Genomic DNA, 13,776 nt, shown 5'->3' on the forward strand with positions numbered 1-13,776 from the left:
GGTTGACGAGTGGAGGGGACCTCGGGACTCGCTCAGCCTTGTTAACCCAGGGCGAACAGAACGTACAGGCCGATACCCACGCCGATCATCGGCACGGCGTCGGTCAGACCCATCACGATAAAGAACTGAGTACGCAGCATCGGGATCAGTTCCGGCTGACGCGCGGCGCCTTCCAGGAAGCGACCACCCAGGGTACCCACGCCGATGGCGGCGCCGACAGCGGCCAGACCCAGAAGCAGAGAGCCAGCCAGGACGATCAGAGCGTTAGCCATTTCCATTTTTGTATCTCCAGTCGAGTGTTGAAACGGTCAGTTTGAAGGTGAATCGAATCAGTGGTCTTCGCTGTACGCCATGTCCAGATAGACGACGGTCAGCACCATGAAGATGAAGGCCTGCAGCGGCACCACGAGAATGTGGAAGATCGCCCAGCCGACATGCAGCACACCACCGGCCAGACCCAGGATCAGGCCCGCGGAGTACATAACGCCGATCAGGATGAAGATCATCTCCGCCGCGTACAGGTTGCCGAACAGTCGCAGGGCGAGCGATGCGGGCTTGGCCAGCAGGTTGATGAACTCCAGCGCGAAGTTGATCACCCAGAAGATCGGCTTCAGGAACACGATGTTGGTCTGGAACGGGATGCCCGTCAGTTCCTTGATAAAGCCCACCGGGCCCTTGATCTTCAGCGAGTAGTAGATGATCAGGACGAACACGCCCAGCGCCAGACCCGCGGTCACGTTGATGTCCGTGGTCGGCACGATCTTGAAGTAGGGGATACCCAGCAGATAGGCGATGTGCGGCAGCAGATCCACCGGCACCAGGTCCATCAGGTTGAGCAGGAAGATCCAGACAAAGATGGTCAGCGCGAGTGGTGCGACCATGTCGTTCTTGTGCTTGAACGAGCCACGGACGTTGTCGTTAACAAAGTCCATCGTCATTTCGACAAAGTTCTGCCAGCCACCCGGGACGCCAGCGGTGACCTTCTTGGCGGCAGCGCGAAACGTGAGGATAAACAGGAGGCCAAGACCAATCGACCACAGCATGGAGTCGACATGGATCGCCCAGAAGCCCATTTCGGCGGCCTGGGTGCTGGTCGTGGCGAAGCTCAACCCGTTCTCGGGGTGGAGCCCAAAGGTGAGGTTCGTGAGATGGTGAGCAATGTGCTCTTCCATCGTGGGCAGTTCGCTTTCTGAAGCCATGCAGTTATCTCGTCATTGCTTGATCAGAAACCCGGTGCAGCCACCAGAGCGGGGCCAGATGCACCAGGAGGAAGATGCCGAACAAAGCCAGCAAGTTCGGCTCGTCCAGGTAAGCGAACGCCACCCCGAATGCCACCGCGATGATTACGAGTCGTCCCAGCTCGGCGCCCATCATTCGCGCCGTGAGCGAGCCCACCTGATCAGAGCGGTAGGCTCGAAACACAACGACCGCGGCCACGGCATTGCCGAGGGTCGCGGTCAAGCCGCCGACCATGGCCGAGATCGCCACGATCGGGGGGAACAGGGCCAGTAGTAGGCCCGACAGTATCAGCGTTAGGGCGAGCTGCAGACCGATCGATTGTAAGGCGTGTCTGAAGCGTCGCGGTGTCATTCAGCGGATGGGCACACCCACCCCTCTCCCAAAAAGTGCGCGCATTATAAGAGCACCCTTCTATTAGGTCAAACCGTTATGGGGTGGCCAAAGGGGCGTGGGGAGAGGCTTTGGGCGAGGCAGACGGGCTTTTTACTGGATGTGTTCGAGGATGCCGTCGAGCTCGTCGAGGCTGTTGTATTCGATGACCAGTCGGCCCTTGCCCTGGCGGTTGTAGCGGACCTGGACGGGGGCCCCGAGGCGATCAGACAGGCGGCTTTCGAGTTGCCGGACCTCTGGCGAGGGGCCGGCCTCCTTGCGCGGCTCCGGCTGCGCCGAGAGGACCTTCTTGACCAGTTGCTCGGTGGCGCGGACGGTCATGTCACGCTTGACGACCGTCGCGGCAACCCCCGGCTGGTCGTCCAGCGGCAGGGCCAGCAGAGAGCGGGCATGGCCCATCTCCAGCCGGCCCTCGTTCACATGTTCCTTGACCACGTCGTGCAACTCCAGCAGACGCAGCAGGTTGGTGACGGAGGTGCGCGAACGGCCGACCGCATCCGCCGCCGCCTGATGGGTCATCTCGAATTCGTCGATCAGGCGCCGGATGGCCTGCGCCTCTTCCAGCGGGTTCAGGTCCTCGCGCTGGATGTTCTCGATCAGCGACATCGCGGCCGCGGCCTGATCGGGGATGTCGCGCACCACCGCCGGCACGCTCTCCAGCCCCGCAATTTGGGCGGCTCGCCAGCGGCGTTCGCCAGCAATCAGTTCGAAGCCGCCCTCGACCCGGCGCACGACAACCGGCTGAACAATGCCCTGGGCACGAATCGACTCGGCCAGCTCCGCGAGCGCGGGCTCGGACATGTGCACGCGCGGCTGATACTGACCGCGGCGGATCTGTTCGATCGGCAGCTGCGCCAGGGAGTCACTCTCGTTGCCGCCGCTTTGTGCCCCCGACAGGAGGGCATCGAGCCCGCGGCCCAGTCCACGTTTTGCCATCGTTTCAGTCCTGCTCGTGTATGCGGGATCAGCGGCGCAGCATCTCGCCGGCCAGCGCGAGGTAGGCCACCGCCCCGCGCGAGGAGGCATCATACAACAAGGCCGGCTGACCAAAGCTGGGGGCCTCGGCCAGGCGGATGTTGCGCGGGATCACAGTCCGGAACACGCGTTCGCCGAAGTGCCCGGTGAGCTGGTCGGAGACGTCACCGGACAGCCGGTTGCGCGGGTCAAACATTGTGCGCAGCAACCCGGCGATGCGCAGCTGCGGGTTGGGCCCCTTCTGGATGCTCTCGATCGTGCGCATCAGCGCGGTCAGGCCCTCGAGCGCGTAGTACTCGCACTGCATCGGGATCACGACCCCGTCGGCGGCCACCAGCCCGTTGACCGTCAACAGGTTCAGCGACGGCGGGCAGTCGATCAGGATGTGGTCGTAGTCGGCGGCCACCGGGCCCAGGGCGTCGCGCAGCCGATATTCGCGTCGCTCCTGATCCATCAGGCGCACCTCGGCCACGGTCAGGTCCCCGTTCGCCGGCACCAGATCGAAACCGCCCTCCACACGGTGAGCGGCCTCCGGAACCGTGGCCTGGCCCAGCAGCACCTCGCAGGAGGTCGGGTCGTCGGCGTGCTTGTCCACGCCGGAACCGGTGGTGGCATTCCCCTGTGGGTCCAGGTCCACGACCAGCACGCGCTTGCCCAGCCGGGCGAGCGAGGCGGCGAGATTCACGCAGGTCGTGGTCTTGCCCACCCCGCCCTTCTGATTGGTGATGGCCAGCGTATCGGTCACGTCTCGGCTCTCTCGATAATGGCGATGTGCCGCTGGGCGGCCTCGCCGGGAATGGTAACCGGGTCCACAGCCCGGTACGACCACGGGGCGGGCAGCGGCGCGTCCGCCACCGAGCGCTGCCCGAGCATGGCCAGCACCCGCCCGCCCGTGGCCACCTGCGGTGCGACGCGCGCGACCATGTCCGCCGGTGCCTTGAATGCCCGCGCCAGGACCGTGGTGTAGGGCGCGGCGGGTCCGAAATCCTCGATCCGCATATGCACGGCCTCGACCCGGGTCAGCCCGGCCAGCCCGATCACGTTGCGCAGGAAGCGGATGCGCTTGGCCGCGCTGTCCAGCAGGCAGAAATCGCGCTCGCGCTCGCAGGCAGCCAGTATGAAGCCCGGCAGGCCGGCGCCCGTCCCGACATCCAGGATGCGGTCCCCGTGAAGATACGGGCGCAGGGTCAGGCTGTCGAGGATGTGCCGGGGGATCCACTGCGCGGGGTCGCGCACGGCGGTCAGATTGTGCACCCGGTTCCAGCGCCCGAGCTGCTCGAGATAGATCGCCAGGGCCTCGATGGCGGCTGCGTCCAGCGCCCACTCGTCGGCGACGGCGCCCAGGGCCGCCCGCCAGTCGTTACTCGCCACTGGCGCGCTGCTTCAGGTGAACAGCCAGAGCCGAAAGCGCGGCCGGGGTCACGCCCGGGATGCGCTGGGCCTGACCCAGCGTGTGCGGACGGAATTCGGCGAGTTTCTGGCGGATCTCGTTGGACAGACCATGCACCCGCGCGTAGTCGAGGTTGTCCGGCAGCGCCGTCTGATCGGCCTTCGCCTGGCGCGCGACCTCGGCCTGCTGGCGTTCGATGTACCCGGCGTATCTGGCCTGAATCTCGGCCTGCTCGCGCACGTCCGGCGTGCAGCCCGCATCCAGTTCCGGGAGTGCCTGCATCAGGGCGTCATAGTCGGCCTCCGGTCGGCGCAGCAGGTCGAGCAGTGTGGCATCCGGCTCCGGGGCCTTGCCGAGGAGCTCGACTAGGGCCGGGCGGCTGCGCTGATCCCGGTCCGGTCGCGTCTGTGCAAGCCTGCTCATTTCCGACTCGATCGCGGCGGCGCGGCGCTCGAACCGTGCCCAGCGGGCATCGTCGACCAGGCCATGTTCGCGCCCGACCGGGGTCAGGCGCAGATCCGCGTTGTCCTCGCGCAACAGCAGCCGGTACTCGGCGCGCGACGTGAACATGCGGTAGGGCTCCTGCGTGCCGCGGGTGACCAGGTCGTCGATCAGCACACCGATATAGGCCTCGGAACGCTGCGGGATCCAGGGTTCGGCGTCCCGGGTCAGGCGGGCGGCATTCAGTCCGGCGACCAGGCCCTGGGCGGCGGCCTCTTCGTATCCGGTGGTGCCGTTGATCTGCCCGGCGAAGAACAGATTGGCCACCTCCCGCGTGGCCAGCGATGGGCGCAGGCCGCGCGGGTCGAAGTAGTCGTACTCGATCGCGTAGCCCGGACGGGTAATGCGCGCGTGCTCGAAGCCCTCGATGCTCTGCACCAGCGGCACCTGGATCGCATAGGGCAGGGAGGTGGAGATGCCGTTTGGGTAGAGCTCGTGGGTGGTCAGCCCCTCCGGCTCGACGAAGACCTGGTGGCTGGTCTTGTCGGCAAAGCGCACGACCTTGTCCTCGATCGAGGGGCAGTACCGCGGTCCGGTGCTGTCGATCTGGCCGGAATACATCGGCGCCTGATCGAGGTTCGCCCGGATCAGGTCATGGGTCCGCTCGCTCGTGCGCGCGATATGACAGGGGCGCTGAGCCGGGTGATCGGCCGTGGAGCCGGTGAACGAGAATACCGGGCGCGGGTCGTCGCCCGGCTGCACCTCGAGGCGCGCGAAGTCGACGCTCCGCCCGTCGATGCGCGGCGGGGTGCCGGTCTTCAGGCGCCCGACCGCAAAGGCCATCTCGCGCAGGCGCGCGGCCAGGCACACGCTCGGCGGATCGCCCGCGCGCCCGCCCGGCTGCTGGGTCAGCCCGGTATGCATCTGGCCGTTGAGGAAGGTCCCCACCGTCAGCACGACGGCGCGGGCCTGGAACGCAAGGCCCGCCTCGGTGACCACACCGGTCACGCGATCGCCCTCCATGGTGATGTCGGCCACCGGCTGCTGGAAGATCTGCAGATTCGGTTCGGCCTCCACGAACTGGCGGATGGCCTGGCGGTAGAGCTGCCGGTCGGACTGGGCGCGGGTCGCGCGCACCGCCGGACCCTTGCGCCTATTGAGGATGCGGAAATGGATGCCGGCGGCATCCGCCGCGCGCGCCATCACGCCCCCCAGGGCATCGATCTCCTTGACCAGGTGGCCCTTGCCAATGCCGCCGATCGCCGGATTGCAGCTCATCTGGCCAATGGTCTCGATGTTATGGGTCAGCAGCAGCGTGCGCGCACCCGCGCGTGCCGCGGCCAGAGCGGCCTCGGTGCCGGCGTGTCCGCCGCCAATCACGATGACATCAAATTCTTCTGCCATGACCTCTTGAAACCCGGCCGCTGGGCGGCCCGAAAAAGTAAAATCAGCAGTTTAGCAGGAGTGGCGGTGGCGTCGAAGCGGCCGCATGGGGATCCATGTTTCCCTACGCCATCACTTGCCGATGCAGAAACCGGCGAAGATCTCGCCGAGCAGGGCCTCGTGGTCCTGGCGACCCAGCAGGGCGTCCAGCGCCGCCTCGGCCAGGCGCAGCTCCTCGGCGATCAGGTCGGGCGCAGCGCTGGCCTCAATGCGGCCCAGATGCAGCGCCGCCAGGCGCAGGCCATCGAGGTGGCGCGCACGCACGCTGAAGCGCTGCTGCCCGCCCTCGCTGGCACCCAGCCGCTCGACGATGGCCTGCTTGAGTTCATCAATGCCCGCACCGGTGCGCGCCGAGATGACGATCCCCTCTGTAGATCGGGAATCCGCGACGCAATCCTGCTTGTTCCAGACCGTGAGCCGCGGGATCTCGGGCGGGGCCTCCAGCTCGGGGACGGCCTCCGGCCGGGTCAGATCCCGAAGGTCCAGGATCAGGTCGGCCCCGGTCGCAGCCTCGCGGGCGCGCTGCATCCCGATCTTTTCCACAGGGTCGTCGCTGGCGTGCAGCCCGGCGGTGTCGATCAGTTCCACCGGGATCCCGTGGATGGCGATCGGCGAGCGCAGTACGTCCCGGGTGGTCCCGGGGCGGTCGGTGACGATCGCCACCTCGCTCTCGGCCAGTCGATTCATCAGGCTGGACTTGCCGACATTGGGGGCACCGACCAGGGCCAGACGCAGGCCCTGGGCGAAATAGCGGGCCGGGCGCAGGCGCTCGAGGAGCGCGAGGATGGTCGTGTGCAGGACCTCCGCCCGCCGGGCGATGTCCGGGGCGGCCTCGGATTCGAGGTCAGTCTCGCCGAAGTCGATCTCGGCCTCGATGACCACGCGCATGTCGCGGATGGCCCGGGAGACCGGCTCCAGCTCCGCGGCCAGCGCCCCGTCGAGGCTGGAGCGGGCCAGGCGCGCGGCCTGGGCCGTCTGGGCATGGATCAGATCGGCGACGGCCTCGGCCTGCGCGAGGTCGAGGCGGCCGTTCAGAAAGGCCTGTTCGGTGAATTCGCCCGGCCGCGCGCGGCGCGCACCGAGGCCGACCGCCGCCGCGACGAGCGCCTCCAGGAGCACCGGGCTGCCGTGGCCTTGCAGTTCGACCACGTCTTCACCGGTATACGAATGGGGCGCGGGGAAATAGAGGATCAGGCCATCGTCGATGGTCTCGCCGCTGGCCGGATCAGTGAGGCGGCCGTAATGAGCTTGGCGTGGTCGCAGGCGGTCGCGCCCGGTCAGGCGCCGTGCGATCACCAGCGACTGGGGGCCCGACAGACGGACCACGCCAATGCCGCCGACCCCCGGCGGGGTGGCGACCGCGACGATGGTATCCGCCACGGTCACGGCCCGGTCAGCTCTTCTGCTTGTCCGGGTCCTCGCCGCCCTCGATCTTGCGCGTGATGTACCACTGCTGGGCGATGGAGAACAGGTTGTTGGTGAACCAGTACAGCACCAGGCCCGCCGGGAAGAAGGCGAAGAAGATCGTGAACACGAATGGCAGCGCCATGAAGATCTTCTGCTGCACCGGGTCCATCGGCGGCGGGTTCAGCTTGTACTGCACGAACATGGACACGCCCATCAGGATCGGCAGGATGAAGTACGGATCACGCGAGGACAGATCCTGGATCCACAGCCACCACGGGGCCTGACGCAGTTCCACGCTCTCCAGCAGCACCCAGTACAGGGCGATGAACACCGGGATCTGCACCAGGATCGGGAGACAGCCACCCAGCGGGTTGATCTTCTCCTTCTTGTACAACTCCATCAGCGCCTGGTTCATGCGCTGCTTGTCGTCCTTGTAGCGTTCCTTCAGGGCCTGCAGCTTGGGCGCAACCTTGCGCATGCGCGCCATCGAGCGATAGCTGGTGGCGGACAGCTTGAAGAACGCGAGCTTGATCAGGATGGTGAGCAGCACGATCGACCAGCCCCAGTTGCCGACGACGCTGTGGATCAGATCCAGCAGCCAGAACAGCGGCTTGGCCAGGAAGGTGAACATCCCGTAGTCGACGGTCAGTTCCAGGCCCTGGGCGATCTGGGAAAGCTCGTCCTGGAGCTTCGGTCCAACCCACAGTCGGGTCTGGAGCTGCCCGCTCTCGCCCGGGCGCACGGTCAGGGGCTCGGCCGAGTGCAGGCCGATCAGGTATTCCTCGCCAACCTCGCCAGGCACGGCGCGGGCATACAGCGCGTTCACCTCGTCATCGCCCGGGACCCAGGCAGAGACGAAATAGTGCTGGATCATCGCGACCCAGCCGCCATGCAGGCGTTGCTGGATGGGGTCGTCGGCGAGCGACTCGAAACGCTCCCGCTGGTAACTGCCGTCGAAATACGCGGCCCCCGTGAACGTATACAACCACCAGGACTCGCGGTCCGGGGTCGGCCCGTGGCGCAACTGTCGATACTGGCGCCCACTCCAGGTGGAATCGCCCTGGTTGCGGACCTCGTAACCCACCTCGATCAGATGAGTCCCGCGGGTAAAGGTGTAGGTCTTGATGACCTCGATCTCGCCATCGTCCGAGACCCAGCGCATCGGGACCTGAAGGGTATCGTCGCCCTCGGCCATCTCGAAGTGGTCGCCGTCAACCTCGAAATTGGCGTGGTGCGAGGGGGCCCGCCCCTCCATCGCGCGGTCGTTGACGCGGTCGTGCGTCAGGCCACTCTGAGCCACGTAGCCGCGCACGCGGTGGTCAAACAGGCGAACCGGAACCAGCGGGTCATCCTGCAGATCGCGCGGATACTGCAGCAGGTCTGCGCGCAGGATGGTGCCGCCACGGGTGTCGATCAGCAGCTCGTGCTTGTCGGTGCGGACGGTGAACTGGCGACGATCCGGCTCCTGGATCGGGCTGATCTCGGACACATCCGCGGCGGCGGCACGTGGATCGTCCTCGTCCTCGAACTGGGGCGCGTCGGGGACATCCTCCGGGCGGGCATCGGGATCCTCCGCCTCTTGCTCGGCCGTTTCCGGCTGGGCAGGGGTGCCGTAGTCCTGGTTCCAGGCCTGCCACATCAGGAACAGGACAAAGGCCAGGCTGAGCCACAAAAGGGGACGCAAGTTATCCATGAGCGCGACTATTTCCGGGATCGATGCGAGTGGGCGGACAGATGGGGTTCCGGCACGGGGTCATAGCCCCCGGGGGACCACGGGTGGCAACGCAGAATGCGCCGCAGTCCGAGCCAGAAGCCGCGTGCGACGCCGTGTTTTTCCACCGCCTCGACGGTGTAGGCCGAGCACGTCGGGTAATGCCGGCAATGCGGCGCCATGAACGGGGAGATGCCGTACTGATAGGCCCGAATCGGCAACAGGGCAATCTTGCGTACAAGGGTCATTGCAGGCGATCCAGCAGCGTTTCCATCTCCGAGCGCAGGGCCCGTCGGTCACAGGTGCCCGCAGCGGCGCGGGCCAGGACAATCAGGTCCACAGGTGGCAGCGCCGCGCGGCGTTGGCGGAAGGCCTCGCGCGCGATGCGCTTGACCCGGTTGCGATCCGTGGCGTTGCGCACATGGCGCTTGGCGATCGCGAGCCCCAACCGGGGCTCGCCGCCGCCCTCGCGGGCACGGTACAGCAGCGTCAAATAGCGGCCACGGATCGGACGCGCGTCGGCGAAGACGTGCCGGTAATCAGCACCGACCAGCAAACGCGCCTGGCGCGGGAAGCCCTGCGCCCCGGCGGTCATGATGGCCAGCCGGACAGCGCGATCAGTTGGTCGGGCAGAGACGCTTGCGGCCTTTGGCGCGACGGGCGTTCAGGACCTTGCGACCGCCACGGGTGGCCATGCGGGCACGGAAGCCGTGGGTACGGGCGCGGACAAGCCGACTCGGTTGAAAGGTGCGCTTCATGACGAATCTCGGACAATGGGATAAAGGGCGGAGAAAACTACCGTCAACCGTGCGCGAAGTCAATCAGCGAGCGAGACTTGGCTAGCGCACGGGGTCACCATCGGCGTAGACTCAGGGGCCCCCGAACCCTCGTGATCCCGGAGACCCGCGTGTGACTGCCAATACCCTGTGGACAGCCTGTCTGGATCGCCTGCAGGGTCGTGTGAGTGAGCAGCAGCTGAATACCTGGCTGCGACCCCTGCACGCCGAGGAGGAAGCCGGGGCCTTGCGCCTGCTGGCACCCAACCAGTTTGTCTTCGAACATGTCCGCGACCATCTCCTGAGTTCCATCGAAGAGGCCGTCAGCGAACTGCGCCCCGGCACCGAAGAGACCGATAGGCAACGCGTTCGCCTGGGGATCGGGGGGACGGAGTGGACCGCCGCGGAGCCCGAAGGCTCCGCACCTTCACGGGCACCCGCGAGCGCGCCAGCGCGGCGAGCAGCGGTCCCCAAGGGGCCGGTCAGCAACCTGAACCCGGCCTTCACCTTCGACACCTTCGTCGAGGGCAAATCGAATCAACTGGCGCGCGCGGCCAGTCTGCAGGTGGCCGAGAACCCGGGGGTCGCGTACAACCCGCTGTTCATCTATGGCGGCGTAGGCCTGGGCAAGACCCATCTTATGCACGCGATCGGCAACAGCATCCTGAGCCGGCTGCCGGAAGGCCGGATCATCTACCTGCACTCCGAGCGCTTCGTCGCCGACATGATCAAGGCGCTGCAGCACAACGCGATCGACGACTTCAAGCAGCACTATCGCACGGCCGATGCCCTCCTGATCGACGACATCCAGTTCTTTGCGAACAAGGAACGTTCCCAGGAAGAATTTTTTCATACATTCAACGCGTTGCTTGAAGGTCAGCAGCAGATCATCCTGACCTCGGACCGTTATCCGAAGGAGGTCGAGGGGCTTGAGGAACGGCTGAAATCACGTTTTGGCTGGGGCCTGACCATCGCCATCGAACCCCCGGAGCTGGAGACGCGCGTGGCCATCCTGCAGCGCAAGGCGGAACAGGCCGGGATCGAGTTGCCAACCGAGGTCGCCTTTTTCATGGGCAAGCGCATCCGGTCCAACATCCGGGAGCTGGAGGGGTCGCTTCGCCGGGTCATCGCGAACGCGCATTTCACCGGCAAACCGATCACCCTGGACTTCGCCAAAGAGGCGCTGCGCGACCTGCTCGCCGTCCAGAACAAGCTGATCACCTTGGAGAACATCCAGAAGACCGTGGCCGATTACTACCGCATCAAGGTGGCGGATCTGCTCTCCACTCGCCGCAGCCGCTCGGTGGCTCGACCGCGCCAGATGGCGATGGCACTCGCGAAGGAACTCACGCAGCACAGCCTGCCGGAGATCGGCCAGGCCTTCGGCGGACGGGACCATACGACGGTCATTCATGCCTGTCGCAAGATCGTCGAGTTGCGCGAGGCGGATGCGAGCCTGGATGAAGACTATGCAAATCTGCTGCGGACCCTGAGCAGCTGACGCTGACGCACATCCCTGCAGGTTGACCGAACAAGCTGTGGATAAGATGGGGGGAAGTCGTGCGCAGTCAGCGTAAATTTTTGGTGCCTGATTTCATCCACAGGATAGACACAGGCGATACAGAGGTTTGAAAGCCGTTTTTTGAATAATAAAAGTCGACAAATCAATTGGTTAAAGGTTTTCCGCACAGGGAGAAGCGGACCTTATTATCATCAGTTTTAAATTACTTAAACCCAATTACAGGACACCGCCATGGAACTCTCTTTCCAGCGCGAAGCGATGACTGACGCCCTGCAACGGATTGTCGGGGCGGCCGAGAAACGTTTGACGATGCCGATCCTCGGCAACGTGCGCTTGCGACCGGATGAACGGGGCGGCATTCGCATGGATACCACCGACCTGGAACTGGCCTGGCAAGGTGAGGCGACGGGAACCATCCCCGGCGAGTGCGACGTGACAGTATCGGTACGCAAGCTGCTGGATGTGGTAAAGGCGGCACCGGAAGACAGCGAGATCCGGGCGACGATCGATGGAGAACGGATGTCCGTGGGGTTCGCTGGCTCGCGTTTCAGTCTGGCCACGTTGCCGGGTGCGGATTTCCCCGACTGGGAGAGCAAGAGCTCGGAGTGGACCCTGGACATCCCGCAGAACCGGCTGCGTCGGTTGCTTGAGGCGACGATGTTTTCGATGGCGCAGCAGGACGTTCGCTATTACCTTCAGGGATTGCTGTTGGTAGCCAGTGGTCACAGCCTGCGCGCGGTGGCAACCGACGGGCATCGACTGGCACTGGCCGAGGCCGAGCTTGACCAGGCGATCGATGGACGGATCGAGAAGATCGTGCCGCGCAAGACGATCGCGGAGCTGCGCCGCAACCTGTCGGACGACGATGTACCAGTTCGCGTCGGGTTCAGTGAGGATCAGGTGCTGTTCGATCTTGGGAATGCGGTGCTGCGCAGCAAGGTGATCGAAGGGCGGTTCCCGGATTACGAGCGCGTGATTCCAGCGGACCTTCCGGCGACCCTGACGGTGGAACGCGAGCGTCTCAAGCAGGCACTGGCACGCGTATCCATCGTCGCGTCGGACAAGTACCGCGGGGTGCGGATGACGCTTGGCGATCAGGGCTGTCAGGTCATGACCCACAACGCGGATCGTGAAGAGGCCCAGGAGTCAGTCGAAGCCGAGTATCAGGGCCCGCCGATGGAGATCGGATTCAACCTCGGATACCTGGTCGATGTCCTCAATGCCATTGAAACCGATCAGGTCCGGATCGGGCTGCGGGACGGGAACTCCTCGATCCTGGTGCAGGCCGATCCTACGGGTGGCGCGCGTTACGTCGTGATGCCGATGCGCCTGTAGTCGCGACCGGGCGAACAGACGCCGTGCTGGAAGCCCTGTGGTGGAGGGGGGTGCGAAATCTCTCGGAGCAGACGTTCGAGCCGGGCAAAGGTATCAACCGGCTCGTGGGTCCAAATGGCGCAGGCAAGACGTCGGTGCTGGAGGCCTGTCATGTGCTTGCCGCGGGACGATCGTTCCGGACGCCGCAGCTTCGTCGGGTCGTTCGGTCAGGCGAGAAGGGCCTGTGGATCGGGGGGCGGGTGCGTGACCTGCGTGGAGGTGAGCATCGCCTGGGCGTGAGCTGGGAAGGCACACGGCGGTCGCGGGTCGACGGGCGATGGATGGAAGGGCATGCCAGCGTTGCGGAGTGGCTGCCGGTCCGGGTGCTGCATGCGGGATCCTTTGAGCTGCTCACGGGATCGCCGGAGGAACGGCGCCGTTTGCTCGATTGGGGTTGCTTTCATTCCGTTCAGGGGTATCGGTGGCACTGGCAGCAATGGAGGCGGGCGCACGAGCAACGCAACGCCGCTTTGCGCAAGGGCGATCGTCGTGCGGCGCGAGAATTTGAACGCCCGCTAGTCGCCGCCGGTGAGATCATCACGCAGGCGCGACAGGCCTATATCGATCGCTGGGAGAGCAGCACTGCGGAGGCGGCGCGGGCCTTCGGATTTTCGCAGCGCCTGGAAGGCTTCCAGGTGCACCTTCGTGTTGGCTGGGAACGGGATCGTCCGCTCTCGGACGCAATTGCACGCAGCCGGGCCTCGGACGAAGAGAGGGGCTTCGGACAGGTCGGGCCGCAACGCGCAGACATCGACCTCCGCTTTGATGGTCGGGTGGCGGCGGAGGCGTCGCGGGGTGAACAAAAAAGGCTGATCACGGCGTTGACCGGCGGGCAGGCCAGGATGCTCGAACGTGAGGCCGGTAGGGCACCGGTCGTGCTACTGGATGATGTGGTTTCGGAACTGGATGTGGATGCGGTGGAAGGGTTGATGTGCGGCCTCCAGAACTTCGGGTGGCAGGTACTGGTCACCGCAGTCGAGTCGCGTATCCCCGGGCTGGAGGGTGGGCGATCCACGCGATTGTTTCACGTGGAACATGGTGTGGTGACCCCGGACTGAGCCGCGCCCCGGCCCCCGCCTTTGCGTTATACTGCAGTGTCTGTTACCCG

General features: G+C 65.4%; 15 protein-coding genes. 3 read left to right on the forward strand and 12 right to left on the reverse strand.

Annotation, left to right across the window (positions count from 1 at the left end):
- Positions 1 to 41: 41 nt before the first annotated feature.
- The 12 genes from atpE to rpmH all read right to left on the reverse strand — a co-directional run bounded on the left by atpE (position 42) and on the right by rpmH (position 9,754).
- Positions 42 to 278 carry a F0F1 ATP synthase subunit C gene (gene atpE / locus F467_RS0102130; protein WP_012983953.1) on the reverse strand — a complete coding sequence of 79 codons (237 nt, stop codon included), beginning with the start codon at positions 276 to 278 and terminating at the stop codon, positions 42 to 44.
- Between the two features lie 51 nt (positions 279 to 329).
- Positions 330 to 1,172: a F0F1 ATP synthase subunit A gene (gene atpB, locus F467_RS0102135; RefSeq protein ID WP_018139738.1), complete on the reverse strand. Its 843-nt coding sequence runs from the start codon at positions 1,170 to 1,172 to the stop codon at positions 330 to 332.
- A 31-nt stretch (positions 1,173 to 1,203) separates the two neighbouring features.
- Entirely contained in the window at positions 1,204 to 1,590 is a 387-nt protein-coding gene (locus F467_RS0102140) for an ATP synthase subunit I (protein WP_012983955.1), read from the reverse strand.
- Between the two features lie 132 nt (positions 1,591 to 1,722).
- Complete coding sequence (locus tag F467_RS0102145) at positions 1,723 to 2,565, reverse strand: ParB/RepB/Spo0J family partition protein (protein ID WP_018139739.1); 843 nt, start codon at positions 2,563 to 2,565, stop codon at positions 1,723 to 1,725.
- A 28-nt stretch (positions 2,566 to 2,593) separates the two neighbouring features.
- The gene (locus tag F467_RS0102150) at positions 2,594 to 3,349 is read right to left on the reverse strand and encodes a ParA family protein (protein WP_018139740.1); all 756 of its coding nucleotides are present in this window, start codon (positions 3,347 to 3,349) and stop codon (positions 2,594 to 2,596) included.
- Positions 3,346 to 3,975: a 16S rRNA (guanine(527)-N(7))-methyltransferase RsmG gene (rsmG, locus tag F467_RS0102155; protein WP_018139741.1), complete on the reverse strand. Its 630-nt coding sequence runs from the start codon at positions 3,973 to 3,975 to the stop codon at positions 3,346 to 3,348. The genes F467_RS0102150 and rsmG overlap by 4 nt, the downstream gene beginning before the upstream one ends.
- The gene (gene mnmG / locus F467_RS0102160; RefSeq protein WP_018139742.1) at positions 3,965 to 5,839 is read right to left on the reverse strand and encodes a tRNA uridine-5-carboxymethylaminomethyl(34) synthesis enzyme MnmG; all 1,875 of its coding nucleotides are present in this window, start codon (positions 5,837 to 5,839) and stop codon (positions 3,965 to 3,967) included. Before mnmG ends, rsmG begins: the two co-directional genes overlap by 11 nt.
- A gap of 111 nt (positions 5,840 to 5,950) precedes the next feature.
- Positions 5,951 to 7,264 (reverse strand): tRNA uridine-5-carboxymethylaminomethyl(34) synthesis GTPase MnmE, encoded by a 1,314-nt coding sequence (mnmE, locus tag F467_RS0102165; protein WP_018139743.1) that lies wholly within the window; start codon positions 7,262 to 7,264, stop codon positions 5,951 to 5,953.
- Between the two features lie 7 nt (positions 7,265 to 7,271).
- Positions 7,272 to 8,978, reverse strand: a complete 1,707-nt coding sequence (yidC, locus tag F467_RS0102170; protein ID WP_038049808.1) for a membrane protein insertase YidC — start codon at positions 8,976 to 8,978, stop codon at positions 7,272 to 7,274.
- Positions 8,979 to 8,986: 8 nt separating this feature from the next.
- Positions 8,987 to 9,244, reverse strand: coding sequence for a membrane protein insertion efficiency factor YidD (gene yidD / locus F467_RS0102175; protein ID WP_018139745.1), 258 nt, complete (start codon positions 9,242 to 9,244; stop codon positions 8,987 to 8,989).
- On the reverse strand, positions 9,241 to 9,591 hold the full coding sequence (gene rnpA / locus F467_RS0102180; RefSeq protein WP_018139746.1) for a ribonuclease P protein component: 351 nt from the start codon (positions 9,589 to 9,591) through the stop codon (positions 9,241 to 9,243). Before rnpA ends, yidD begins: the two co-directional genes overlap by 4 nt.
- A gap of 22 nt (positions 9,592 to 9,613) precedes the next feature.
- Entirely contained in the window at positions 9,614 to 9,754 is a 141-nt protein-coding gene (rpmH, locus tag F467_RS0102185; RefSeq protein ID WP_012983964.1) for a 50S ribosomal protein L34, read from the reverse strand.
- Between the two features lie 151 nt (positions 9,755 to 9,905).
- Between rpmH and dnaA the strand changes: the two genes are divergently transcribed.
- The 3 genes from dnaA to F467_RS0102200 all read left to right on the forward strand — a co-directional run bounded on the left by dnaA (position 9,906) and on the right by F467_RS0102200 (position 13,726).
- Positions 9,906 to 11,273 (forward strand): chromosomal replication initiator protein DnaA, encoded by a 1,368-nt coding sequence (dnaA, locus tag F467_RS0102190; protein ID WP_012981417.1) that lies wholly within the window; start codon positions 9,906 to 9,908, stop codon positions 11,271 to 11,273.
- Between the two features lie 252 nt (positions 11,274 to 11,525).
- Positions 11,526 to 12,629, forward strand: a complete 1,104-nt coding sequence (gene dnaN / locus F467_RS0102195) for a DNA polymerase III subunit beta (protein WP_018139747.1) — start codon at positions 11,526 to 11,528, stop codon at positions 12,627 to 12,629.
- A 23-nt stretch (positions 12,630 to 12,652) separates the two neighbouring features.
- Entirely contained in the window at positions 12,653 to 13,726 is a 1,074-nt protein-coding gene (locus tag F467_RS0102200; protein WP_081601234.1) for a DNA replication/repair protein RecF, read from the forward strand.
- Positions 13,727 to 13,776 lie beyond the last annotated feature (50 nt).

Origin of the sequence: Thioalkalivibrio sp. ALJ12, assembly GCF_000378305.1 — a bacterium.
Classification (GTDB): domain Bacteria; phylum Pseudomonadota; class Gammaproteobacteria; order Ectothiorhodospirales; family Ectothiorhodospiraceae; genus Thioalkalivibrio.